Source organism: Kribbella yunnanensis, from assembly GCF_039529655.1.
Taxonomy (GTDB): Bacteria; Actinomycetota; Actinomycetes; order Propionibacteriales; family Kribbellaceae; genus Kribbella; species Kribbella yunnanensis.
In genome coordinates, this window is the sequence record NZ_BAAANF010000026.1 from 94,105 (window position 1) to 117,536 (window position 23,432).

The following is a 23,432-nucleotide window of genomic DNA, read 5'->3' on the forward strand; positions in this document are numbered from 1 at the left end:
GCGGTGACGAGTGGTCCACTGCAGTTTCAGCACCCCCGCCGACTTCCCGCCGACGCCGCACTGACGTCACCACACCTCCCATCGAATACCCACCGAAAATCCCGTTGTTGGCGCTCGGGGGAGCGGCGATAGTGGGCCTGTGCAAGGCGAGTGGTCTCTCGAGATTCAGGTGGATCGGCAGCGGGAAGAAGAGCTGACCGACAAGCTGGTGGCGTTCAACAGGGCGGCCGCGCCGATCGTCGACGTACGGTTCGAGCCGGAGAACCTGAAGTCCGAGCCCTTGCAGGTCTACGCCGTCACGACCAAGGGAACCGTGATCGGTGGTTGCGTCGGGCGGGTCGAGCGGGTGTGGCACTGGCTGACGATCGATCTCATGTGGGTCGACCGGGAGTGGGCGGGGCAGGGCGTCGGCTCAGGTTTGCTGGCGGCCGCGGAGGCCGAGGGGCGAGCGCGCGGTTGCCGTTGGTCGGACGTGTCGACGTTCGACTTCCAGACGCCGGAGTTCTACCGCAAACAGGGCTACACCGAGTACGGCGTGAAGCACGACTACCCGCCCGGCCACTCGAACCACTTCTTCCGCAAAGACCTGTGATCAGGTTGTACGGCGTACGACCAGCTGGGGTGTGAGTACCACCGGGGGTGGGAGTTCGCCGGACAGGAGTCGATCGACCTGCTGTACGGCGAGTTCGCCGAGCCGGCGCTTGTCGAGATGAACCGTGGTCAGCGGCGGCTCGATGAGTTCGCCGACGGTTAGTCCGTCGAAGCCGACCAGTGCGCAGTCCTCGGGCACTCGTACGCCGAGGTCGCGGGCGGCCTGATGGGCGCCGATGGCAACGAGGTCGTTGAAGGCCAGTACGGCGGTCGTGTCCGGATGTGCTTGCCACAGCTCACGGAAGCCGGTGTTGCCGCCGGCCACGGATTGCTCGACGGTGACGATCCAGCTGTCGTCGACCGTTAGTTCGTGTTCGGCGGTCAGCGTCTGGAACATGCGACGCCGGGCGTACGGGTCGCCGCACGGCGGCACGCAGTCGATCATGCCGATCTTGCGATGCCCTCGATCGGTCAGGTGATCCATCGCTTCCCGGATGCCGGTCAGCGCGTCGATCTCCACCGAGGCGTACGTCGGGGAGTCGAGGCCGCGGTCGACGACGACCAGCGGGACCCCACCGACAGAGGCGGCGAGTTCTTCGTCGGGATGGGTGAGGTAGCCGACGATCACGTCCACCTGCTGACTGAGTGAGCGAAGAAGCGTCAGCTCGCGGGCCTGGTCGTACTGGGTGCTGGCCACGACCACCTGCCAGTCCTGCCGGCCGGCTGCTTGGATCACGCCGTCGATGAACTCCGGAAAGAACGGGTTGACCACGTCGGGCACGATCACGCCGACACTCACGACGTCCGGCCGGACCAGCCCGCGGGCGAATCGGCTCGGCCGGTACCGCAGCTGACGGGCGACATCGAGCACCCGGCGTTGGGTCTCCGGGTCGATCTCACCCTTGCCGTTGATCGCCCGCGACACGGTTTGGTGGGAGACCCCGGCCGCCTTGGCCACGTCGCGGAGCGTGGTGCGCTTGGGCACCGACCCGCCGGTTTCGCTCATCGGTCTCCCTGTCATGCGCACAGTCAACCAGCCTTAATCCGTTGACCACTCCGGCGCCGCGACGTACGGTGATGTTAACGGTCACGTTAACGGTAACGGACGGAGGAAACGATGCCTGGGGACTACGACGCCCTGATGCTGATGGCGATCAGACAGGTGAAGTCGGAGATCGACAGCGCGCGGCCGCATGCGCCGGTCGTGCCGGATACGCGACGGTCCCGCCGGATCCGGCGTACGACGGATGTCCGGTCCGCGCTGGCCCGCGCCCTGGACCGCGCGGCGCGGGCCGTGGAACCGCCCCCGCACCGCCTGCACTCCTGAACCACTCGCGGATCATCCGCCGAGAGACTCTCGACCCCACTACGCTGCATCGGAGTCGTTACGCAGAGGAGTGGATGTTGAGTCTTCGGCCACGTCGGGTTCCCGCACTCGCACGCCTCATCGGCGTACTCGCAGGCCTGATGGTCGTGGGAGTGAGCATCGCGCTCGTCTTCGTCGAGGAGTCGCGGAGCACCCGCGTCACCCTGTGCACTCTCGTCGGCGTCGGGATCGGCGTTGTCATGCTGGTGTCCGCGCCCGCGCTACGGCCGCACCCTGCGCTGGCGGGCCGGCGTCGGCGCGGGGTGGCGGGGTTCGGTCGCCTGCTCGTCGTCATCTGCTGGCTGTTGCGCGTGGTCGTCGCCGGTACGACGGCCGCCTACATCGCGTGGAATTCGCACTCCGCGGAGATCCAGCCGCTCGCGGCCGCGCTCGTCGCGGTGTCGATGACCCTGCTGGTCATCGCCCAGTTCGGGCAGCATCTTGCCGGGTTCGTCACGGCGGCCGACGAGCTACGAGGTACAGGTCTGGTACGCCGAGCGGGTGCCATCGTGGTCGCGGCAGTGTCCGCCGGTGTCGCGGGATATGTCGCCGACCTCGTGGAGCGTCTCAAGGGCCTGGTCGTGGATCCCGTGTGGGATCACGCGCGTGAGCAGTGGGGATGGCCGAGTTTCCTGGCCGGCGTCCTGGTGACACTGACGACCATCCTGGTGGTGACGCTGCTGGCGATCGTGGTCGGTGCGGCGATGCTCTCGATCGCCTTCGCGGTCGGCCCGTGGACCAGGCTCGGCCGATTGCTGATGAAGTACTCACCCGTCAAATACGCGCGCTGGCTCGACGGCGCCTACATCAGCGTCGTCGGGTTCTCGGCATCCTTTCCCAAGGCACCCGACGAACGCGTCGTGCACTGGATCTACCAGGGGGTGCGCGACAGCTCCGGCCCGCTGGAACCGATCTTCCTCAAGATGCTGAAGGATGACATCGACAAGGCAAGGGTCGCCCTGGCGCCAGACGCCACCGTCGTCCTGCGCGCGGTCGGCGACCACGAGGAGATCGTCGCGGAGGGTCTGCCTGCGGGTGCCGGCGGGCCGCTGGTGACCGAGTTGCTGCCTGACTTCCCCGAGGCGGCGGCGTTGCGGCGGATCCGCCTGGGACTCCACGACATCCCGCTCGGGCTTCCCTCGATGGTGCGCGTCGAGCCGCCGGAAGCCGACGCCAACCGCGACTACTGGGAGAAAGAGCGCGAGTGGGAAGCCACGCGGGAGGAACCTGCGTGGTTCTCCTCCGGACCCAGCCATGACGACCTCGTCAAGGAGGTCGTCCGGCACCCGCCCGGGCCGCCCTGGGTGCGCGAGCGGCTCGGTCTGCCCGAGGTCCACCTGGACTGGTGATCAGTCGCTGATCTTGAACTTCGCCGCGGTCGCCAGTTCGGCCAGTTGGCGGCTGGTGAAGATCGGTTGCGCCAGCGGCTTCGGCTGACCTTCGTACTTCTTGGCCTGCGCGAGCATCACGACGGTGCCGTCGTCGTAGCGGTAGGTGGCCCACTGGTCGAACTCACCCTGACCCTTGGTGGTCACCACGCCGACCTTCTTGCCGTCGACATCCACGATTGCGCAGGTGCCGGTACCACCCCAGAACCCCTTGGCCAGCTTGCACGGGTCCGTCGCCGGCTTGCCGTCAGGCGTGGTCGAGTTCAGCAGCAGCTTGCCCACCTTGCCGTCCCGCTCGACCGGAATGGTGGCCGCGTACTCCCAGTAGTCCTGCTCACCGTCGTTGGAGGCGTACTGCGCCTGCGCATACCGCAGCCGGTGACCTTCCGGGGCCTTGAGGTCGGGCGTGGTGAAGCCCGCTGGGACCGACGAACTCAGGTCGTCCATCAGCTTCGTCACTCGGGTCATGCGCGGACCGGCAGTCGCCGTACGATCCGACTGGCCCTCCGGCCACGGATCGCCACTCTTGCGGGTGGTCGGCGCCGCCGTCGCCGTGGGGCCGCCCGCCACCAGGTCGCCCCCTGAACCGCCGCCGCCGAGGTTCGCGACCAGGGCCGGACCACCGCCGATGGCGGCCACCAGCGGTATGACGGCGAGCCCGGTCCACGCCAGCCGGCGCCGCCGAAACGCCGTACGGCCGTGGTTCAGTGCTTGCGAAGGATCCATCGACGGCGGGGGAGTACTGCGTTCCATCGCGTCGCGCAGTGCCCGGTTGAGATCCTCTTCGTTCATCGAACCCTCTCCTCTGCGAGCAGACCGCGCAGTGTCTCCAGCCCACGCGCGGCCTGACTCTTGACGTTTCCTGCCGAGCAATCGAGGAGCTCGGCCGTCTGATCGACCGACGCGTCCTCCCAGTACCGCAGAACCAGTACGGCGCGCTGCCGCGGCGGAACCTTCGCGAGTGCGTCCAGCAACACCATCCGCTCGTCGGCCTGCCCACCTGCCGGCGCCGGCCGATCAGTCGCTGTATCCCCGACCGACTCGAACCGGAACCACCCCCGCCGCCGCTCCGAAAGGAACGTCCGGATCAGCGTCTGCCGGGTGTAGTTGTCCATCGCCTCGTGCCGCTGGATCCGGCGCCACGCCAGATAGATCTTCGTGAAGGTCTGCTGGACCAGGTCCTCCGCCCGATGCCAGTCACCGCACAACAAGTACGCCGTTCCGCGCATGGCGTCGGAACGCGCCGCGAAATACGCCTCGAACGCGGCGTCGCGTTCACTCATAGGTCCTCCCCGATCTTCGGTACCGGGTTAGACACGCCACCGCCCAGATAGTTGGTTGCATGCCTCAGGCAGATCGATGCCGAGCGCCGCCCTCGACGTGGATCGTCTCACCGGAAACGAAGCCCGCGCGGAGGAGCCACATCACTGCATCGACGATGTCCTCGGTCTCACCATGCCGTCCGACGAACGTGCCGGTTGCGCTCTTGTCGAGCAGTCCGGCCTTGGCTTCGCCGAGGCGATCCCAGGCGCCGGAATCGATGACCCCGGGCGAGACGGCATTGACCCGCACCGGCGCGAGATCCGCCGCCAGGTGACGCGCGGCGTACTCGACCGCCCCGTTGGTGATCCCCTTGACCAGCGAGCCCGGTCCGGGCCGCCAGCCGACCACGCCCGAGAACAACACCATCGATCCGGTCGGCCGCAGTACCGGCGCGAAGTGCTTGGAGACGAGCAGGGGACCGAGCACCTTCGCCGTGAACGCCGTCACCAGCTTGTCGCGATCGAGGTCGGTCGCGCGGACGTCGTGCGGCGCCGACCCGGTCGTCACGAGGTGATCGACGCCATCCTTCAACTGCTCCGCGGCGGCCGCGATCGTCGACTCGTCCTGCAGGTCGATCCGCACTGCGGTGGCGCCGATCTCGCCAGCCAGTACGTCGGCCGCCGCGAGATCACGCGCGCCGACGACGACGTCGTACCCGTCCTTGACCGCGCGCCTCGCCACCGCCGCGCCGAGCGCTCGGGCGCCGCCGATGACCAGAATCCGCTCCATGGTTCCAACTCCTTCTCGTAGGATCAGGAGTCACGGTATGGATTTGATACCGGTATCTTCAACGGAACTGGGAGCACCCATGGGCAAGGCCTACAACGTGATGGCAGCGACCTGCCCGAGCCGCACGGTGCTGCATCGCATCGGCGCCCGCTGGACCGTTTTCGTCGTCAACGCCCTCGACGACGGGCCGCGCCGCTTCACCGAACTCAAGGCCCACATCCAGGGCATCACCCCGAAGGTCCTGACCGAGACCCTGCGTTCCCTGGAGGCCGACGGGCTGATCAGCCGGCGCGAGTACGACGAGAATCCGCCGCGCGTGGAGTATGCGCTGACCCCGCTCGGCCGCTCCCTGCTCATCCCACTCCGCGCGGTCCGCCTCTGGGCCGAACAACACGTCCCCGACATCGAGGCTGCCCGGGCCCGTTTGCAGGCCTGACTACATTTTCGCGCCGCAATCCGTCAGCAGGCGCCGGAAGTAGTTGGCGTAGAGGGCGTGCAGATCGACGGTCGGGTCGAGCCGCCACAGCACGAGGGCGCCCTCCTGGAACGCGAGGATCTCGGTGGCGATCGCCTCGGGGTCGGGGCATGAAGCGAGCTCGCCGTCGGCGACCGCCGTACGGAAGATGGCCGCGATCGCCTTGCGTAGCATGCGATTCCGGTCGAGGAAGCGACGTCGTACGGGGTGGTCTTCGGCGGCCTCGAGGTGTTCCGACTGGAGTGTCGTGTGCAATGTCGCGAGGTGGACGTTGTGGGTCATGTGCTCCGCGTTGTCGAGCATCGCGTCGACAAGCCCGGTCACGCCCTGGCCGACGTAGTGTGCCAGCCGGGACGCGGACCGCTCGTCGTAGTCGTCGAGAACCGCCTGCAGCAGCCCCTCCTTGCTGCCGAAGTGATGCACGACCGCCGAGGCGGTGATGCCGGCGTCGGCCGCGATCGCCGCCAACCCAGTCCCGCGGTACCCCTGACGGCCGAACAGCTCACCGGCGGCATCCAGGATCGCGCGACGCCGATCGACGCCGCGTTGCTGCACCTGCCCCTTGACTCCCGCGATGACCGTCAGCCTAACTTCTCGGCCATCTCCTTCAAGGCCCACCCAACCTGCCGATACTCCCGCTCCAGCGCCTCCCGGTTCTCGCCGATCACCGACTCGGCCATCGACCCCGTGAAGCGCTCGACGTCGACCAGCCGCACCCCGTCCGGCAACACCTCCAACTCGAACGAATGCTCCCCGAAGAACACCCCCGCCGTACCGCCCTCCCACACCAGCAACCGCTCCGGCTCCAGCTGGACGATCTCCACCTCGAACTTCTGCTCACCAGCCGCCCCACCTCCAAGCCGCAACGAAACAACAGCCCCAACCTTCAACTCCGGCGCCTCCTCGTCAACCGACAACGTCGGATGCCACTCCGCAAACCGCCGTACGTCGGTCAGCACCCGCCACACCGTCGCGGGCGTGGCGGAGATGTCGGTCACGGTACGAATCTCTGGTTTATTTTCCTGCATGGTCGTTCAGTTTAATTATGGTTCCGCCGCTGTCGAGCGAATAAAGCTAGGCTCCTTGGTCGTGACGGGCGATTTCGAGGGGTGGCCGCGGTCGGCCTTCGACCTGCTGCTCCAGCTGGAGGGCGAGCCTGCTGCCGACGTCCTGCGGGAGTGCAGGCAAGACCGGGAGGACCTGGTACGGCGGCCGATGGTCGAGCTGCTCACTGCGATGGCCTACGCCGATCCGGCGTACGAGGACTTCGCGGTGTGGCGGTACGGCGGGGTCTCAATGGGGGCGTGGCAGCGGCAGACCGCGAACGTTCGGCTGGCCCGGAACGTCGAACTGACCGTCGGTTTCGATCTGGACGGACTGGAGGTCGGCGCGGCGTGGTGGTACGCGCCGCCGCCGCAGATCGAGCGCTACCGAGCAGCGGTTGCCGAGCCGGGAAGTGGGCGTCGCCTCGTCGCCATTGTGCACAAGCTCGAGCGGGAGGGCTTCTCGATCTCGGGAGATCTGATGAAGCGACCGCCGCGAGGCTATCCGGCCGACCATCCCCGGGAGCACTTGTTGCGGCACCGATCCGTCATCGCGCGCCGGCACCTCGGATGCGACGAGTGGATCCACACCGCTGCCGCGGCCGACCAGGTGCACGCCGTCTTCACCCAGCTACGGCCGCTGGTCCGGTGGTTGGTGCGAAACGTGTCACCGGTCGCCCAAGCCTGACGACCCTGTATTAATGGGGAACTCGGCGGTCTCCATACAGTCATGGAGAATCTGTTTCGTTTGATGCTCCTGCGGCCTGCGGTTGAGCAGGCGCCGGAGCAGTTGTCGATCGGGCTCGAACAGGAGTCCCCTTATCAAGATGCCTTGCGGGCCGCTGTGGTTTCCGGTGGCGGCCGGCCTGGGATCGAGGCGGCGTCGGCGGAGTTTGCCGCGTCTGCTGATTTCGTGTCCGGGGTGTCGGACACTCCGTTGGGGGCAAGGCTGGATGAGCTTGCTGATCGCGTTGACGCACTCGAGGCGGCCGGGGAGGTGCCGTGGTCGGAGGTGGCCAACGCGGTTGAGGAGGTGTTCGGTAGTCCGGCGGAGGATGTGGTGGCCGGGGACGACTACCAGGAGACGGTACGGCGACTGCGCGACAGCCTGATTGCGATCAAGGTGTTGCAGCAGCTGCACGGGCTGCCGATCGAGCGGTTGACGCGTCAGCTCCGCACGGCCGAGCTGATCGCGGATGTCGCCGCCGACCGCCCGGCGAACGACTCTGCTCGGAGGAGGCGTCGTTCGCTCGAACTGCCGGTTGAGCTCGAACTGAAGTCTCGGCTGTCCACTCGGGACGCGCGGAAGGAGCTTGAGGAGCAGCGCAAGAAGCTCCTCGAAAACCGCCGCAAGCGGGTCGACGAGTTGCTGGCCGAGCACGACGTACTGCGCGGTGCGATCTCGGAGCTGGCCAGTCTCGAGTCGATCCACTTCCGCGCTACTGAGATCGTCGCGAGCGAGCCAACCCGGGCACCCGAGGTCACGGTGCTGACGAATGCGGTCAGCAGTGCGGCCAATTACACCCAGATCCTGCGCGAGCAGCACATCAAGGGTGCGCCGCGGCGAGAGGACGACGAGCGCGCGGTGGTCGACATCAGCACGCCGTACGCCGAACTTGCCCAAACACTCGTCAAGGCGCCCGACGTGGTGCTGCCGGTGCGCGCTGCGTTCACGCCGGTCGCGCTTGCCGAGGTTGGGTTCGTGCTGAAGCCCAACGTCGGGAGCAAGCTGTCCCAGAAGACGCAGGCGGCCCTGAAGCAGCGCGGTATCGACCTGGCGACGACGCCGCTCGACAAGGTGACCCAGCGGCTGCAGACCGACCTCGCCACCACGGTCGACGAGCTTGAGGTCGTCGCGGGGCATCCGGAGAAGCACTCGTTCGTCCGGTTCGGCGATGCGCTGATCTCGGTCAAAACGCCGCTGACCACCGGCTGGGGCGCGTTGGGGACCGGTGGCATCCTCGGTATCCCGTTCTTCCCGATGCCCGGCAGCGTGCCGACGACCAAGGGGAAGATCGCGCCGGCCGGGGTTGCGGACCTGCTCATCATCAAGCAGCAACTGACCGGCTACGAGGCTGTCGACGTCGCGCACATCGAGAACATCCTCAAGGGTGAGCTGAAGTCGCGTGAGCACACGCGTCGCGAGGAGAGCGAGACGATCACCTTCGTCGAGACCGAGACGAGTACGTCGGAGGAGCACGAGCTCGAGTCGACCGATCGGTTCGAGATGAGCCGGGAGGCGAGCGAGACGATCAAGGAGGATGTCGCGCTCAAGGCCGGGCTGACGATCTCCGGCAGCTACGGCCCGACGGTCGAGTTCTCGGCCAGCGCGGAGGGGTCGTTCAACCGGTCGAAGGAAGAGGCGACCAAGTCGGCGACGACGTTCTCCCAGGACGTCACCGAGCGAACCTCACGCAAGATCTCCGAGCGGGTGCTGCAGCGTACGACGACTCGCACACTGACCGAGACCATCGAGAAGAACGTGCACACGCTCGACAACACGACCGGAACCGGTCACATCTCCGGCGTGTACCAGTGGGTGAACAAGGTCTACCAGGCCCAGATGTTCAACTACGGCCTGCGGATGATGTTCGACTTCATGATCCCCGAGCCGGCGGCGTTCCTGGTTGCCGCCATGAACCAGGCACAGAACAGCGCGCTCACGTTGACCAAGCCGCCGGACTTCACTCTGACGCCGGCACAGATCAGTGAGAGCAACTATTCGTACTGGGTGAAGGTCTGCGGCGCCACCGATGTCGCACCGCCGCCCGAGTTGTTCCGCACCAAGTCCGCCGACTTCAAGGGCGGTGGCGGTGACAGCAAGACCAACTACAACCACTCCGCCCAGATCACCATCGACGACGGCTACCGTGCGGTGTTCGGCAGTGTCGCCAGGGTCTGGAACGTCTGGGAGTCCGACGCCAGCCTGGACGTCGCCCTCGGCCGCCGGGTACAGCGGATGACGGGCGGCCAATGGCAGTGGACGACAACGCTGGACGACGAGCGCGACTCGATTCCGCTCGCGCTCGACTCGTGGCATTCGTCGCAGATCGCGGTTGCGATCGAGGTGAAGTGTCAGCGGACCGACCGGGCACTGGACAAGTGGCGACTGGAGACCCACGCGAAGCTGCTCTCCGCCCACAACGCGCAGGTCGCGGACTACGAGGAGAAGCTGGCGCAGCTCAAGTTGCAGGCCGGCGTCGCGATCCGCGGCCGCAACCCCGCAGCGAACCAGATCACGATCCGCCGGGAGCTGCAGAAGAACTGCCTGAGCATCCTGACCGATCAGCACTTCGACCTGTTCGACGCGGTCGTCAACTCGCCCGTCAACGGACTGCCGCAGATCAACGTGGCGGAGGCGGCTGCCGAAGGCACGTACGTCCGCTTCTTCGAGCAGGCCTTCGAGTGGGAGCACATGTCCTGGGTCACCTACCCGTACTTCTGGGGCAGCAAGGATCAATGGGACGAGCGGCTCGGGTACGACGATCCCGACCCGGCCTTCGTGGACTTCCTGCAGGCCGGGTACTGCCGGGCGACCGTGCCGGCCCGACCGGGGTTCGAGGGTGCGATCGACCACTTCCTCACCTTCGGGGAGGTCTGGAACGGCGGCCCGCTGCCGACCATCTCCAGCCCGCTCTACCTGCCCATCGCGGACGAACTTGCCGAGCGGCTCGACCGCCCGGGCGATGAGGTGCCGCAGGGTGATCCGTGGACCGTTCGCGTTCCGACCAGCCTGGTCAAGCTGCGCGCCGATGACGCGCTGCCGGTCTGGGAGCAGAACGAGGACGGCGAATGGGTCGAGGCCTGAACTCATGGGCGACATCTCCAGGCACCGGGACATCTTCCTGTTCACCAGGGAGACCGTCCCGGTCGCCTTCCTCGACAACGCCAACCTGGCCGCTGACGACCTGACCTACCTCGAGCTCGGCAACTACCTGACCGACGTCTCGCAGTTCCGCGACCCGGTCACCTACATCTTCGCCAAGCAACGGATCTGGCGGGAGTTCGTCATCCCCGCCGTACAGGACAAGACGCAGTTGCTCCGCGGTCTGGCCGCGCTCGGGGCCGGCGCGGCGCTCGCGGCATCGCAGTACCTGAAGGGCTTGACCTCCGGTACGGCGGCCGATGTCGTCGAGGGCTCGGGGATCGGACTGGCCGCGATCGGCGGGATCCTCGCACTGCTCCCGTCGGACACGTACGCCGATCTGAGCGGAGCCGACGAGTGGATCGACAAGCTGCTCGGTACGCCGATCGAGCGCACACCCGGCGTGGCCGCGGACGACGCGAAGCACTACGGCTATCTCGGCGAGTTCTTCCGGCTGACGATCGAGGGAACCACCCAGCTGCTGTTCGCGCAGGACGTGACCCATCGGGTCGACGGCGCGTGGGGCTCGATCAAACCGATCCCCACCAACCGCGTCGACGACGTGTACGGCGAATTCTTCACGCAGTACTACCCACATGAGCACACCGACCAGCCGCCGTACGTGTGGAACGCGAGCAAGCGTCCGGCGAACAAGCTGTACCAACCGAGTCGGCGGCAGGCGAGCCTGACCGACGAGGTCGGCGTGATGAACGCGGTGGACGCGCACTATGTCGCCTACCTGGCCGAGGGCCTCGCCGGGATCGAGGACGACTGGCGGGCGCTGAAGCGAGAGGACCAAGCAGGCCGGCAACGCCTGCTGGTGCGGACCGGCAAGCTGCTACACGGTGTCGAGGACTGGTTCTTCCATTCGAATGTGGTCGAGTTGCTGGAGTTGCGCAGCTACCGGCCGGCGCAGGTCGAAGGCGAGAGTGACGAGGCCTTCCTCAAGCGGTTCGTGGACGACGTGGCGAAACGGCGGCCGGAGTTCGTCGCGGCGAAACCGGACGAGCTGATCCGGTTCAAGCGCAAGCTCTTCCGGCGGCTGCGCTACCCGGCGTACGAGACGGGCGGTAAGAACGAGAGTTTCGGCGTACTGAGTAAGACCAGGATGTCCACGCCGAGTACGCGGCACGCCTATCCCGCGTTCCCGTCGGCGCAGGACACCGCCCACACTCTGCTGCACGCCCTCGAGAACCTCGAACGGTTGGGCCTCACCGCGCTTGGTCCATTGGCCGGACCGCTCGCGCCCGCACTCGCGACGCCGAAGCTCCGGGAGTCGATCCCGCTGGTGCTGACACTCCTGAGTGCCGACGAGCGCCAGCGGCTGGCAGCCAACGTCGCGCCGGCGGACTGGCCGTTGGCACCCGGGGCGTCACCACCGAAGCGCACGGTCAAGGAGACAGAGCTCGAACTGCAGCTCAAACGCCACACCGCCGCCCTCGAACCGAGGCTGCAACGCAGCGGCCACACCGAAAGCAACTACGACCAGTTCGTCCGCGGCCTCGCCGACAGCGGCCGCATCAACGCGAAGGGCCGCGCGGCTCTGCTCGCCGCCTTCGCCATCGACCGCAAGGCCGAGCAACTCCCGACCGAGGCACCAGGCGCCGGCGGATTCCTGATGCAGGTCGCCGTCGCGGATCTGCAGAAGCTGCTCAACGAAGGCAAGGCCAAGTCCGACGAGCTGGACAAGAGCGCGGCCTCGATCTTCGCCCTGGAGTCCGACAACGGCGCGTTCAACGAGATCGTCGGCTCGCACTCGCTGATGTCGAAGGACACGCTCGCCTCGGTGCCGTTCTTCGACGACGCGCGCGTCCTCGCCAGCGTCGCCTCGTCAACGGTCTTCACCATCCTCCTGCAACAAGTCGCCGCCCCCAAAGCCGACCGAAGGCTGGCCTGGGATGAGGTGCTGCACCACCTCATCCGCTTCCCACCATCAACCGGCGGCTGGGAACGCCGTGCCCTGGCCCTGTTCGCACCAGAACAAAAGATCCCGCGGTACGCCGACCTGCCCGAGTTCGCGCGGTTGGCCGAGAGCGCGCTCCGGCCGGTGCCCAAGCAGCAGAAGCCGCAGCCCTCCAAACGTGCAGACCTGGAAGAGCGCTACCGCCGCCTCGAAACCGAGCTCTCGAAGTACCGCTACCCGTGATGGATCAGGCGGGGCCGACCCAGCTTTGGTTGCGGGTTCCGACGCAGTCGTAGATCTGTAGCCGGCGGCCGTTGGTGAAGACGGCCTCCGGTAGGTCCAGGCAGCGGCCGGAGGCTTGGTTGACGAGGGTGCCGAAGTTGCCTCGGGCCCACTTCTGGTTGCTGGCGCCTGAGCAGGCTGCGACACGGACCAAAGTCAGGTTGGCTGTCTGACCGGGTGGCACCTCCATGCAGACGCCTGCGGTGGTGAGCGAACCGAGACTGTCTAGAGTCCAGGTCTGGTTGGAGTTTGCTAGGCAGGTCCATAGCTGGACGTTGCCGCTGGCAACGTCGCGGTCGACGCACATGTCTTGGCGGGTGGTCGAGGCGATGGCGCTGGCTGGGGCCGAGCCCGGGGGACCGGGTGCCCAGGTTGAGGCGATGGGGGAGACGCTGAGCGAGGTGAGCGTGACCGCGCCACCGACGGCGTACAGGCGGAGCCCGCGGCTGGCGGGGGAGGAGTCGAAGGCGACGTTGTCGCTCACGACGGTCTTGCCGCCGTTGCCGAAGACCTCGAGTTGACCGCGATCCACGAGGAGCCGGATCGTGACCTGATTCGCGATCGGCGGCATCGAGACGCCGTACAGGGTCTGCGCCCCGACGCTGTACGCGACGGTGCGATCGCTCGATCCGTCCGAGCGGGCGTGCAGTCGGAATCCGAACTCCGACGCGGTTGCACCGGTGAGGTCGAACTGTGCGTTGATTTCGTAGGTGTCGGCGGAGATGCCGCTGAGTGGATCGGTCGCCGGATCCGTCGTGATCGTGCGCGTTCCCCAGGTCTGCGTCGAGGTTCGGATGGTCGAGATCTCGCTGACCGGGTTGCGGGTGAGGCGGATGCCCTCCGGATAGGTCTTCAGGCCGAGCTCGACCGGGAAGGACGCGTTGCCGGTCCAGGTCACGCCGGCGTTGCTCGGCTGCCAGGCCATTTGTACGACGCGGCCGTTCGGCAACTGGTTGAAGGTCAACGGCGCGTACCAGGTGGACGGCGGGAAAGCTGCGCCGGAGACTCCCCATTCCATCCGTTGCGGGGTCGCCCAGTCCGAGACGAACAGGCCGTTCGCGCCGAGTGAGCCGATGACGTACTCGCCGCTGGCGTCTTGGAGGACCCACTTGCGGGCGTTGGTGTTCCCGTCGACCGGCAGTTGGTAGAGGTCGGGACATTCGACGAACCAGTTGGCCGAGTAGACGCCGCGATAGGTCCAGTCGAGCAGGTTCGTCGAGGTGTAGAAGGCGGCGCCGGTCCCGGCCCGGAAGGTGACGAGTTCCCAGCGATTGTGCTGCGGGTCCCATTGCACCTTGGGGTCGCGGCTCTCGACCGGATCGGTGATGACCTTCGCACCGCCGTTGTACATCTGGAACGTCTTAGCTCCGTCGGTCGAGTAGGCGATGCTGACGCCCTCGGTGTTGGTGAACAACAGGATCGGGTCGTCGGACCCGACCTTCAGGCCGGTCACGTTGTTCACGTCGACCCAGCCTGCTCCGGACCAGAGATTGCCGGTGTGCACACCTGGTTCGAGGGCGATCGGCTGCTGCGTCCAGTGCACCAGGTCGGTGCTCGTCGCGTGTCCCCAGTGCACCGCGGCGTCCCAGCCGAGTCCGTGGGGATTGTGCTGGAAGAACAGGTGGTACACACCGCGGTAGTACAGCGGGGCGTTGATGTCGTTCATGAACCCGTTCTGCGGGCTGAAGTGGAACTGACCGCGGAGGGGCTCCGTGTAGTCGGTGGCGGCGTACGGGTACTCCGGATAGTCGGCGGGCGAACCGGCTACGGCGGCCGTCGTACCGGTGAAGGCGAGGACCCAGGCCAGAAACAGGGCGACCCGCCTCATGGCGTAGCCCGGAAGCCGTACGTCGCTCCGCTCAGCGCCTGGAACTCTGCCGCCGTACCGTTGTCGAGGACCTTCGTGTTGACCGTCGATCCGTCCAGGACAACAGTCCGTACGGCGACATTCGCGACCGTGTGATTCGTGGCGACGTAGTTGTTGCTCCCCGACTTCACCAGGACCATCGTCGGGGTCGCACCGGACGGCGTGATGTTCGCCGGCGGGACGTCGTACGAGAAGTGGTTGCCGACCACCGTGTTGCCGCTGCCGTTGAGGTGCACGAGGCCGTTCAGGTCGTCGAGCCCGTTGTTGAAGCCGGTCATCGCGGGGAACGACTCGAGGTTCCGGAGGAAGTGGTTCGACCCGATCAGGTTGTTGTGGCAGGCACCTTCGAACTGGATCATCCCCGGGTAGAAAGCGTGCAGGCGGTTCGCGGTGATCGTGTTGTTCGTGCAGGTCTTCAGGTGCACCGAGCTCTTGCCGCGGGGGAAGATGTTGTTGCCGGAGACAATCAGGCCGAAGTGGTTCTCGGCGAAGATCGTGAAGCCGACATAGCCGGCGCCGAGCAGGTTGTCGTTGACCATACTGGCCTGTCCGGAGCCGGTGAGCTCGATGCAGTTGCCGTTCTCGCAGACGAAGTTGCCGGTGATGTGCAGTGCGTCGGCGTCGGTGATCACGATCCCGCGCTCCAGGTAGACGATGCCCAGCCCGGTGATCCGCAGCGAGTCGGTGGCCGTGGCCGACCGGATCCCGATCTTGCCGTTGCGGTAGCTGTTCTGGTTCGGGGTGAACGAGAGGCCGTCCAGGCAGAAGTCCACCAGCTCGATCGAGCTGAGCCGGGGGTCGCCGCTGCGGCTGATCAGGATGGCCTCGGCGTTCCCGTCGGTGTTCTCGACCCGGATCCGGCTGCCGCCCGGCCAGATCTCGTGCCAGCCGGAGGTGTTGCCGGCGTTGTAGCGGATGCTCGACGACGTGAAGCCGTGGCCGGATCCCTTGAGCTGCAGGTAGCTGATGTCGATGACGATCCGGGTCTTCAGCGAGTAGTCGCCGGGCGGGATGTAGATGACCGCGCCGGGCTTGGAGGCCTGGTTCGGCTGGTTGGTCTTGATGTCGGCGATGATGCTGTTCACGATCGCGCCGATGTCCGTGTAGGCGGTGGTCGCCGGGCTGCCGGGGATGGTCCAGGTGGTGACGTCGTAGATCGTCGAAGGCATGGGCTTCCCTTTCGTCAGGTGGTCAGAGCACGCCGAGGAGCGTGCGGTGCGGTCGCGGTGCCGGCGCCGCGACGGTGACGACGGTCGCAGCGCGCGCCGTACTCGGCAGCTGGCTTGCGACGGTCGCGGCGGCCGCGGCGGCTGCGGCGGTCAGGAAGACTCGGCGCGACAGGCGGGTGCCGGGAGGGGTGGAGGAGGTCATGGCGGCTCCTTCGCGAGGTGCCAAAAGGTTTTGGCAGAGCTGAATTGATCCGAAGGTAGGACCGCGGCCGGGCGGCGGCAAGGTCGTCGGAGCTGCCAAAAAGTTTGGCAGCTGTTTGGCGGAATTTTGGCGTTGACCGAGCGGCCCCGGCGGACGAACACTTGCCGCCAAGACGTTTTGCCAAAACGTTTAATCACTGCCTGGAAGGAGTCGGAGCATGAAGCTTCGCAGGACCGCGATAGCCGGCATCGCCGTGGCGACGAGTGTGATTCTGGCGGTCGCCGGATGCGGTGCCGGCGGCAGCTCGGAAGGAGCCGCCGGCAAGCTCACCGTCCTGGTGGAGGGCGGCGGAAAGGCCGAGCTCCAGCCGGTCGCCGACCTCTACCAGAAGGAGACCGGTACGACGGTCGAGCTGGTCGAGCTGCCGTACGACGGTCTCTACGACCGCATCCAGACCGAACTCGGCTCGGGGAAGACGTCGTTCGATGTCGCGGCCGTCGACGCCATCTGGCTGAGCGCCTTCTCGGGCGGCGTCTCGCCCCTCGACGACCTGTTCACCGACGACGTGAAGCGCGATCTGTTCCCGGGCCTGGTGACCGAGGCGCAGGTCGGCGGTTCGTACGTCGGGATGCCGGTCTGGACGAATTCCGAGATCCTCTACTACCGGACCGACCTGTTCGGCGACCCGAAGGAGAAGGCTGCTTTCCAGGCGAAGTACGGGTACCCGCTGGTGCCGCCGACCACGTGGAAGCAGTACAAGGATGTCGCCGAGTTCTTCACGCGTGACACGAACGGCGACGGCCAGACCGACATCTACGGCACCGATGTGAAGGGTGCGGTCGAGACGGAGTGGCTGGCCACGGTCGCGCAGGCCGGCGAGAAGACGATGGTCCTCGATCCGGCGAGCGGCGATGTCACGATTGACGACGCCGATCACCTTGCTGCGTTGAACTTCTACACGAGTCTTTTGCCCTCGGCACCGCCCGGCGCCGCGCAGCTCGACTGGGCCGGTTCGCAGAACCTGTTCTACCAGGGCAAGCTCGCGATGATGCGCTTCTGGGGACATGCCTACACCCAGACCCCGGATAATGCCGCAGTCAAGGGCAAGATCGGCGTCGCGCCGATGATCGCGGGGCCGGGCGGCATCGCCGGCGTACCGGGTGCTTGGTACTTGTCGGTGCCCAAGGCAACCACTAAGCAGGCAGAGGCCAAGAAGTTCGTCGCCTTCGCCTATGCGCACAACGACCTCTCGATCAAGACGTCGCTGGGCTTGGTCGCTCGGATCTCAGCGTTCGAATCGCAAGCAGGCGTTGCCGGTCACGAGAACTACCCGGCAATCCTCGCGACACTGAAGTCGCCCGCCACGGCCGCCCGGCCGGCCACCCCGAAGTGGCAGGAGATCGTCACCTCGGTGCTGACGCCGATGCTGCAGAAGGCGGTCGCCAAGGGTGCGGACAACGCGGCGCTGCTGAAACAGGCGAAGACTCAGATCGAAGCGATCGTCAAGTAAGGACCACGTCTGTGCGCCTCACCGACCGCCGGTTCGCCCTCCTGCTGATCGCCCCGGCCGCCCTGTTCCTGACCGCCTTCGTGGCCTGGCCACTGCTCAGATTCGTCTCGAACGCGTTCTACGAGATCTCGCCGATCGCCGGCGGCCCGCGCACCTTCGTGGGTTTCGAGAACTTCGCTACTGCGTTCGCTTCGACCGCGTTCCAAGGAGCGGCACTGCGAACGATCGTCTACACGCTGATCGTGGTCGCGCTCGAGTTCGCCTTCGGGCTGGCCGTGGCGCTGGTGTTCGCGGCGCTCGGTAGCCGGTCGGCGGTGTTCCGGACAGTGTTCATGTACCCGCTCATGGTCGCCCCGGTGGTGGCCGGCCTGCTGTGGCGATTCCTGCTCATCGACAACTTCGGCATCCTCAACGAGCTGCTGCGCCGCGTCGGACTGCTGAACAGCACGGACCAGATCGCCTGGCTGAGCAATCCGGACATCGCGTTGTTCTCGGTGGCGCTGCCGGACATCTGGCTGACGACATCGTTCATCACGCTCGTTCTCTTCGCGGGGCTGCAGAACGTGCCTGGTGACGTCATCGAGGCCGCCCGGATCGACGGCGTACGGTTCCCGACCCTGTTGTTCCGGATCATCCTGCCGCTGCTGCGACCGGTGATCGCGGTGGCGCTGATCGTGCGCGGGATCGACGCGGCCCGCGCGTTCGACATCATCCTGATCCAGACCAACGGCGGTCCACAGGACAGTACGACGACCTTGAGCCTGCTGATCTATCGCACCATGACGCGCAACGGCGATCCCGGCCTGGCCAGCGCCATGGGCACGGTCTATCTGATCGGCATGCTCGTGGTCGCCGCGGTCGCGATCTTCGCCATCTGGCGGCCGGGCGGTGATCAGGCATGAACGGTCTCGAGACTCGTCGCCGTACGACGCGCGTCATCCTGTGGGTCGCGCTGTTCGCAGCACTGGTGCTGTACGGATTCCCGTTCGTCTACTTGCTGCTGACCTCGTTCAAGACACCGCTCGACGCGATCGCCGTACCGCCTCACGTGTTGCCGTCGCAGTGGACGCTCGACAACTATGTCGCGGCGCTCAGCAAGGAGGGCGTCGTACCGGCGTTGATCAACAGCGTCGCAACCGCAGTGCTCAGTACGGCGTTCTCCCTCGCCCTCGGGGTGCCGGCGGCGTACGCGATCACCCGCTACCGGACGCCGAGCGGCCGCGTCTTCGTGGTCGCGGCACTGGTCACGCGGATGGTGCCGACGATCGCGGTCGGGGCGCCGCTGGTCGAGACGATGCGGCGACTCGGTATCTCGGACACCACGATCGGTCTGGCGATCGCCCACACCACAATCTCGCTACCGCTGTCGATCTGGCTGATGTCGAGCTTCTTCGAGGCGGTCCCGGTCGAGCTGGAAGAGGCCGCCAAGGTTGACGGCAGCGATCGGCTCCAGGCGCTGCGGCACGTGGTACTGCCGGTCGTGTCCGGCGGGCTGGCGGTCACCGCCATCTTCGCCTTCCTCGCGTCCTGGAACGAGTTCCTGTTCGCGCTGCTGCTCACCTCGGTGCGGGCGCAGACCACGCCGATCGTGATCGCCAACTTCCAGACCCAGTTCGGCCTCGACTGGGGCGGGATGACCGCGCTCTCGGCGGTCTATTCGGTCCCCGTCATCCTGCTCACTCTCGCGCTCCAGCGGCACATCGTCGCGGGGCTGACTCTCGGCGCCGTCAAGGGCTGACAACCACACAACCATCGGAGACGATATGGAATTCTGGCAACCGAACAGCCCGCTCGGCGGCCTGGCCCACGTGAAGTCCGGCCGGTCGCGCCGCGAGTCGAGCTGGGACCGCACCGGCGGCAACCGGGACTTCGCCGTGGTGCCCGCGGGGGAGACCTTCGTGATCGCCGACATCAGCGGGTCGGGACGCATCGAGCACATCTGGCTGACCACCCGGTGCTACTCGGAGAAGTACCTGCGCAAGCTCGTCATCGAGATATTCTGGGACGGCGAGGAGAACCCGAGCGTCCGCGCACCGCTCGGCGACTTCTTCGGGGTCGGGCACGCGGTCGCGAAGCACTACATCTCGCTTCCGCTGAACGCCGTGTTCGGTCCGCGGCGGGGGCCGAAAGGGCCGTTCGCGGCCGCGATGAACAGCTACTTCCCGATGCCGTTCGGCAGCCACGCGAAGATCCAGATCCGCAACGAGAGCGACCAGCCGATCGAGAACCTCTTCTACTACGTCGACTACGAGCTCAGCGAGGAGCCGATCCCGGACGACGTCGCGCGGTTCCATGCGTATTACCGCCAGGAGAAGCCGACTTCCGCCGTACAGCATGCGACCGATCTCGCGAACCCGGCGCCGTGGGACCTGCCGGGGACGAACCTGACCGGGGACGACAACTACGTGATCCTCGATGCGACCGGCACGGGGCACTACGTTGGCTGCGTGCTCAGCATCGACAACTTCGACGCCTCCAACCAGGTGTTCACCTGGCCGGGGGAGGGCGACGACATGTTCTTCATCGACGGGGAGGTGTGGCCGCCGTCGTTGCACGGGACGGGCACGGAGGACTACTTCGGTGCGGCGTGGGGATTCCCGAGTGGCGAGTACGCCGGCCCGTACCACGGCATCACGCTCGGTGCGAGCCCACAGGAGCACTTCGGGCTGTGGAGTATGTTCCGCTGGCACATCGAGGACCCGGTCCGGTTCCAGAAGAGCCTGCGGGTGTCGATCGAGCACGGACACGCCAACGATCAGGGGAACGACTACTCGAGCGTCGCCTACTGGTACCAGTTGGGTGAGCACGCGCCGCACGCCGAGCTGCCACCGGTCGACGAGCGGCTACCGCGACGATGGCCGGAGCACGGCCTTTGGGACGAGTAATGCCGGACGAGGATGGGGTTGTGCCGAAGGTTGGGATCCGGGACGTCGCCCGCGCCGCGGGTGTGTCCGTCACGACGGTGTCGCATGTGCTGAACGAGACCCCGCACACGCGGACGAGTGAGGCGACCCGGGACCGGGTGCGGTCGGTCGCGCGGGACCTGGGGTACACCCCGAACCGGCTGGCCCGGGGGTTGCGGACTCGTGCGTCGGACATGATCGGGCTGCTCACCGAGGAGATCGCGACCACCCCGCACGCCGGCCGGATCATCCTCGGCGCGCAGGAGGAAGCGAGCCGGCACAACCTCACCCTCGCGATCATCAACTCGCATCTCGACGCCGGCGCGGATGCCCGCCGCGCCGACGCCCGGGCGCTGATCGAGCGGCAGGTCGACGGCATCATCTACGCAACCGTGTTCCATCACGAGGTGTCGGTACCGCGGGAGTTGCGCGCCGTACCGGCGGTGTTGATAGGAGCCCTGGACCGGCAGGGCGTCGTACCGGCTGTGCTGCCGGACGAGGCCAGCGGGGCGGCGGATCTCGTTGCCCTGCTGGTCGATGCGGGTCATCGACGGATCGCGTTCGCGGACTCGAGTATCGAGGTTCCGGCGACTCAGGGCCGGCTTGTTGGTTATCTGCGCGGTCTCGAGCAGGCGGGGATTCCGCGGGACGATCGGCTGATCACCGCGGGGGTTTCGGAGGCGGGTGGTGGATACACGACCAGCCTTGAGTTGCTTGACCGGGTCGATCGGCCGACGGCGATCTTCTGTTACAACGATCGGATGGCGATGGGTGCGTACCGGGCGGCCCAGGAGCTCGGGCTGCGGATTCCCGATGATGTGTCGATCGTCGGCTTCGACGACCAGGCGCCGATCGCGGCGAGCGTCCACCCGGCGCTCACCACTGTCGCGCTGCCGCACTACGAGATGGGCGCCTGGGCGGTGGCCACGTTGACCCGGCTCATCCAGAGCAGCAGCACGTCGTGGTACCGGTCGACGCACCCGACCTTGCTGCCGTGCCCGGTGGTCATCCGCGAGTCAGTTGCCCAGAACAACCAATGACAGGTCAGGCGGATATGCGTCCCCGATTTCACTTCACCGCGCCGCGCGGCTGGATCAACGATCCGCACGGCATCACCTACCGCGACGGCCAGTATCACCTGTTCTACCAACACGTCCCGGACAGTTTGGAGTGGGCGCCCAACTGCCACTGGGGACATGCTTTGTCGCCGGACCTGTTCCTATTTGAGGCCCTGCCAATCGCGATCGCACCAGGTGACGGCGACGACGGGATCTGGACCGGCTGTCTGGTGAACGACAGGATCTTCTACACCTCCGTCGAGCAACCGGACCTCGGCCGCGGACGAGTCCGGATCGCGACTCCGCTCGACGCGGAATGGATCAACTGGCAGAAGGGCGAGGTGGTGGCCGAGACGCCGGCCGACGTCTCGGCGTACCGCGACCCGTTCGTCTTCCGCGACGGCACCCAGTGGCGGATGTGGGTCGGCGCCGCCCTCAAGGACGACAGCGCCGCGGCGCTCTCCTACGTATCCGACGACCTCGACCACTGGACGTACGACGGCATCGCCTTGCAGCGCTCCCGCCAGGACCGAGACCCCGTGTGGACCGGCGCCATGTGGGAGTGCCCACAACTCCTCGAGCTCGACGGCCGGCACGTGATGATCACCTCCGTCTGGGACGACGACGTACTGCACTACGTCACCTGCGCGATCGGCGACCACCGCGCCGGCAAGTTCCACCCCGAAACCTGGGGCCGCCTGACCTTCGGCGACAGCCACTACGCCCCGACGTACTTCCAAGACGCGGCCGGCCGCCCCTGCCTGACGTTCTGGCTGCGAAACATCGCCGACCCGGAAGCAGGCTGGACAGGCGCGCACAGCATCCCCTACGTCCTCCACCTCGACGCCGACCGCCTAGTCGCAACCCCGCACCCCGGCCTAACGGCATACCGCACAACCAACACCCAACTCCAAGGCCTAGCCGCCGACCTCACCTGGACCGGCACCAACCTCACCATCTCCTCCGGCCCCCACCCCGTAGCCACCATCACCACGACCCCAACCGACCTGACCCTGCGAGTAGACGAAGAGTCCTGGACTATGCCGTACGACGCCGGCCCGGTGCGCGTCATCCTCGACGGCCCAATCCTCGAGCTCGCGACCGGTCGCGGCCTGCTGGCAGCCGCGATCACCCCGACAACCGACGTACTGTCCATAACCACCGACGGAGACCTGCACGAGCTGTCCGCCCTCGACGCCTCAGCAGATCGGCCTCGGACCGGCTGGTGAGGTTGAACCGCTCCCGACTGTCCTGAGGGACCGGCCGCACGACCCTCGGGCAGGGTTGCTCGCGGTCATTACACGACCGGCCCGAGCTACACGATTGGCTGCCCGAACGCCCCGTCGACGTCAGTTCCGGTCGAGTGACGCCGCTTGATCCATGTCCGAGCCGTCCGGCATTCCTCCGTCACCAACTCCCCGCCGCACCAACTGCGGCCGACCCCGTCCGCAGTGGCTGATCGCCGCTGCGGCCGGGCTACAGAGGGAGTGTGGCTGGGCGGGTCTACGGCTGGGCCGCTTGGCGAGGTCAGTTACCGAGGCGTGCGCCGTCTACGGCTGACGGGCCCTGGTTGCCGCCGACAACAACGAGGCCATCAAACCGATCCGCCCTTGCCCCGCCCCTCGCCCCACGCCCCCGCCCCTCGCCCCACGCCCTCGCCCCCGCGCCGCGCCCCTCACCCCTCGCCCCCGCGCCGCGCCCCGCGCCCCTCGCCCCCGCGCCGCGCCCCGCGCCGCTCACCCCTCGCCCCCGCGCCGC

The 23,432-nt window shown here is 66.9% G+C and carries 22 protein-coding genes; 13 read left to right on the forward strand and 9 right to left on the reverse strand.

The window, feature by feature from the left end:
* The first annotated feature begins 139 nt into the window (after positions 1 to 139).
* On the forward strand, positions 140 to 592 hold the full coding sequence (locus tag ABD231_RS37455) for a GNAT family N-acetyltransferase (RefSeq protein ID WP_344163512.1): 453 nt from the start codon (positions 140 to 142) through the stop codon (positions 590 to 592).
* Here ABD231_RS37455 and ABD231_RS37460 read toward each other — a convergent pair whose 3' ends face one another.
* On the reverse strand, positions 593 to 1,597 hold the full coding sequence (locus ABD231_RS37460; RefSeq protein WP_344163515.1) for a LacI family DNA-binding transcriptional regulator: 1,005 nt from the start codon (positions 1,595 to 1,597) through the stop codon (positions 593 to 595).
* A gap of 111 nt (positions 1,598 to 1,708) precedes the next feature.
* Here ABD231_RS37460 and ABD231_RS37465 point away from each other — a divergent pair, with 111 nt between their 5' ends.
* Together ABD231_RS37465 and ABD231_RS37470 are read left to right on the forward strand one after the other, a co-directional pair.
* Positions 1,709 to 1,918: a hypothetical protein gene (locus tag ABD231_RS37465; RefSeq protein WP_344163518.1), complete on the forward strand. Its 210-nt coding sequence runs from the start codon at positions 1,709 to 1,711 to the stop codon at positions 1,916 to 1,918.
* 74 nt (positions 1,919 to 1,992) lie between these two features.
* Positions 1,993 to 3,306 (forward strand): hypothetical protein, encoded by a 1,314-nt coding sequence (locus ABD231_RS37470; RefSeq protein WP_344163520.1) that lies wholly within the window; start codon positions 1,993 to 1,995, stop codon positions 3,304 to 3,306.
* Here the strand turns inward: ABD231_RS37470 and ABD231_RS37475 are convergent, their stop codons facing one another.
* The 3 genes from ABD231_RS37475 to ABD231_RS37485 all read right to left on the reverse strand — a co-directional run bounded on the left by ABD231_RS37475 (position 3,307) and on the right by ABD231_RS37485 (position 5,397).
* Positions 3,307 to 4,137, reverse strand: coding sequence for a hypothetical protein (locus tag ABD231_RS37475; protein ID WP_344163522.1), 831 nt, complete (start codon positions 4,135 to 4,137; stop codon positions 3,307 to 3,309).
* Positions 4,134 to 4,628 (reverse strand): SigE family RNA polymerase sigma factor, encoded by a 495-nt coding sequence (locus tag ABD231_RS37480; protein WP_344163525.1) that lies wholly within the window; start codon positions 4,626 to 4,628, stop codon positions 4,134 to 4,136. Before ABD231_RS37480 ends, ABD231_RS37475 begins: the two co-directional genes overlap by 4 nt.
* A 64-nt stretch (positions 4,629 to 4,692) precedes the next feature.
* A complete protein-coding gene (locus ABD231_RS37485) occupies positions 4,693 to 5,397 on the reverse strand; it encodes an SDR family NAD(P)-dependent oxidoreductase (RefSeq protein ID WP_344163528.1) in 705 nt (234 codons plus the stop codon).
* 79 nt (positions 5,398 to 5,476) lie between these two features.
* Here ABD231_RS37485 and ABD231_RS37490 point away from each other — a divergent pair, with 79 nt between their 5' ends.
* Positions 5,477 to 5,833: a winged helix-turn-helix transcriptional regulator gene (locus ABD231_RS37490; protein WP_344163531.1), complete on the forward strand. Its 357-nt coding sequence runs from the start codon at positions 5,477 to 5,479 to the stop codon at positions 5,831 to 5,833.
* Here the strand turns inward: ABD231_RS37490 and ABD231_RS37495 are convergent, their stop codons facing one another.
* Together ABD231_RS37495 and ABD231_RS37500 are read right to left on the reverse strand one after the other, a co-directional pair.
* On the reverse strand, positions 5,834 to 6,427 hold the full coding sequence (locus ABD231_RS37495; RefSeq protein WP_344163534.1) for a TetR/AcrR family transcriptional regulator: 594 nt from the start codon (positions 6,425 to 6,427) through the stop codon (positions 5,834 to 5,836).
* Between the two features lie 26 nt (positions 6,428 to 6,453).
* A complete protein-coding gene (locus ABD231_RS37500; protein ID WP_344163537.1) occupies positions 6,454 to 6,870 on the reverse strand; it encodes an SRPBCC family protein in 417 nt (138 codons plus the stop codon).
* A gap of 91 nt (positions 6,871 to 6,961) precedes the next feature.
* Between ABD231_RS37500 and ABD231_RS37505 the strand changes: the two genes are divergently transcribed.
* Genes ABD231_RS37505 through ABD231_RS37515 form a run of 3 tightly spaced genes read left to right on the forward strand, consistent with a single transcriptional unit; the run spans position 6,962 to position 12,926 of the window.
* Positions 6,962 to 7,603, forward strand: coding sequence for a DUF2461 family protein (locus ABD231_RS37505; RefSeq protein ID WP_344163539.1), 642 nt, complete (start codon positions 6,962 to 6,964; stop codon positions 7,601 to 7,603).
* A 42-nt stretch (positions 7,604 to 7,645) separates the two neighbouring features.
* Positions 7,646 to 10,723 (forward strand): hypothetical protein, encoded by a 3,078-nt coding sequence (locus ABD231_RS37510; RefSeq protein WP_344163542.1) that lies wholly within the window; start codon positions 7,646 to 7,648, stop codon positions 10,721 to 10,723.
* Positions 10,724 to 10,727: 4 nt separating this feature from the next.
* A complete protein-coding gene (locus ABD231_RS37515; RefSeq protein WP_344163545.1) occupies positions 10,728 to 12,926 on the forward strand; it encodes a hypothetical protein in 2,199 nt (732 codons plus the stop codon).
* 4 nt (positions 12,927 to 12,930) lie between these two features.
* On the opposite strand, the gene ABD231_RS37520 is transcribed toward ABD231_RS37515, so the two are convergent.
* The 3 genes from ABD231_RS37520 to ABD231_RS37530 are packed head-to-tail and all read right to left on the reverse strand — an operon-like array spanning position 12,931 to position 16,203.
* The gene (locus ABD231_RS37520) at positions 12,931 to 14,793 is read right to left on the reverse strand and encodes a GH32 C-terminal domain-containing protein (RefSeq protein ID WP_344163548.1); all 1,863 of its coding nucleotides are present in this window, start codon (positions 14,791 to 14,793) and stop codon (positions 12,931 to 12,933) included.
* On the reverse strand, positions 14,790 to 16,001 hold the full coding sequence (locus ABD231_RS37525; RefSeq protein WP_344163551.1) for a NosD domain-containing protein: 1,212 nt from the start codon (positions 15,999 to 16,001) through the stop codon (positions 14,790 to 14,792). The genes ABD231_RS37520 and ABD231_RS37525 overlap by 4 nt, the downstream gene beginning before the upstream one ends.
* Before the next feature lie 22 nt (positions 16,002 to 16,023).
* A complete protein-coding gene (locus ABD231_RS37530; protein WP_344163554.1) occupies positions 16,024 to 16,203 on the reverse strand; it encodes a twin-arginine translocation signal domain-containing protein in 180 nt (59 codons plus the stop codon).
* Positions 16,204 to 16,420: 217 nt separating this feature from the next.
* Here ABD231_RS37530 and ABD231_RS37535 point away from each other — a divergent pair, with 217 nt between their 5' ends.
* From ABD231_RS37535 to ABD231_RS37560, 6 genes are read left to right on the forward strand one after another with little or no spacing between them, the layout of a single operon-like run.
* Positions 16,421 to 17,713, forward strand: coding sequence for an ABC transporter substrate-binding protein (locus ABD231_RS37535; RefSeq protein ID WP_344163557.1), 1,293 nt, complete (start codon positions 16,421 to 16,423; stop codon positions 17,711 to 17,713).
* An 11-nt stretch (positions 17,714 to 17,724) separates the two neighbouring features.
* Entirely contained in the window at positions 17,725 to 18,615 is an 891-nt protein-coding gene (locus ABD231_RS37540; protein ID WP_344163560.1) for a carbohydrate ABC transporter permease, read from the forward strand.
* A complete protein-coding gene (locus tag ABD231_RS37545; RefSeq protein WP_344163563.1) occupies positions 18,612 to 19,451 on the forward strand; it encodes a carbohydrate ABC transporter permease in 840 nt (279 codons plus the stop codon). The genes ABD231_RS37540 and ABD231_RS37545 overlap by 4 nt, the downstream gene beginning before the upstream one ends.
* A 25-nt stretch (positions 19,452 to 19,476) precedes the next feature.
* The gene (locus ABD231_RS37550) at positions 19,477 to 20,598 is read left to right on the forward strand and encodes a glycoside hydrolase family 172 protein (RefSeq protein ID WP_344163566.1); all 1,122 of its coding nucleotides are present in this window, start codon (positions 19,477 to 19,479) and stop codon (positions 20,596 to 20,598) included.
* Between the two features lie 20 nt (positions 20,599 to 20,618).
* Entirely contained in the window at positions 20,619 to 21,656 is a 1,038-nt protein-coding gene (locus ABD231_RS37555) for a LacI family DNA-binding transcriptional regulator (protein WP_344163569.1), read from the forward strand.
* Between the two features lie 14 nt (positions 21,657 to 21,670).
* Positions 21,671 to 22,903 carry a glycoside hydrolase family 32 protein gene (locus ABD231_RS37560; RefSeq protein ID WP_344163572.1) on the forward strand — a complete coding sequence of 411 codons (1,233 nt, stop codon included), beginning with the start codon at positions 21,671 to 21,673 and terminating at the stop codon, positions 22,901 to 22,903.
* Positions 22,904 to 23,432 lie beyond the last annotated feature (529 nt).

Excerpts from the sequence above, each read along its gene's own strand:
- ABD231_RS37490 (WP_344163531.1), top strand. The coding sequence starts at position 5,477 with ATGGGCAAGGCCTACAACGTGATGGCAGCGACCTGCCCGAGCCGCACG.
- ABD231_RS37520 (WP_344163548.1), bottom strand. The coding sequence starts at position 14,793 with ATGAGGCGGGTCGCCCTGTTTCTGGCCTGGGTCCTCGCCTTCACCGGT.
- ABD231_RS37525 (WP_344163551.1), bottom strand. The coding sequence starts at position 16,001 with ATGCCTTCGACGATCTACGACGTCACCACCTGGACCATCCCCGGCAGC.
- ABD231_RS37485 (WP_344163528.1), bottom strand. The coding sequence starts at position 5,397 with ATGGAGCGGATTCTGGTCATCGGCGGCGCCCGAGCGCTCGGCGCGGCG.
- ABD231_RS37560 (WP_344163572.1), top strand. The coding sequence starts at position 21,671 with ATGCGTCCCCGATTTCACTTCACCGCGCCGCGCGGCTGGATCAACGAT.
- ABD231_RS37460 (WP_344163515.1), bottom strand. The coding sequence starts at position 1,597 with ATGAGCGAAACCGGCGGGTCGGTGCCCAAGCGCACCACGCTCCGCGAC.
- ABD231_RS37470 (WP_344163520.1), top strand. The coding sequence starts at position 1,993 with ATGTTGAGTCTTCGGCCACGTCGGGTTCCCGCACTCGCACGCCTCATC.
- ABD231_RS37545 (WP_344163563.1), top strand. The coding sequence starts at position 18,612 with ATGAACGGTCTCGAGACTCGTCGCCGTACGACGCGCGTCATCCTGTGG.
- ABD231_RS37550 (WP_344163566.1), top strand. The coding sequence starts at position 19,477 with ATGGAATTCTGGCAACCGAACAGCCCGCTCGGCGGCCTGGCCCACGTG.
- ABD231_RS37475 (WP_344163522.1), bottom strand. The coding sequence starts at position 4,137 with ATGAACGAAGAGGATCTCAACCGGGCACTGCGCGACGCGATGGAACGC.
- ABD231_RS37515 (WP_344163545.1), top strand. The coding sequence starts at position 10,728 with ATGGGCGACATCTCCAGGCACCGGGACATCTTCCTGTTCACCAGGGAG.
- ABD231_RS37535 (WP_344163557.1), top strand. The coding sequence starts at position 16,421 with ATGAAGCTTCGCAGGACCGCGATAGCCGGCATCGCCGTGGCGACGAGT.
- ABD231_RS37465 (WP_344163518.1), top strand. The coding sequence starts at position 1,709 with ATGCCTGGGGACTACGACGCCCTGATGCTGATGGCGATCAGACAGGTG.
- ABD231_RS37480 (WP_344163525.1), bottom strand. The coding sequence starts at position 4,628 with ATGAGTGAACGCGACGCCGCGTTCGAGGCGTATTTCGCGGCGCGTTCC.
- ABD231_RS37530 (WP_344163554.1), bottom strand. The coding sequence starts at position 16,203 with ATGACCTCCTCCACCCCTCCCGGCACCCGCCTGTCGCGCCGAGTCTTC.
- ABD231_RS37510 (WP_344163542.1), top strand. The coding sequence starts at position 7,646 with ATGGAGAATCTGTTTCGTTTGATGCTCCTGCGGCCTGCGGTTGAGCAG.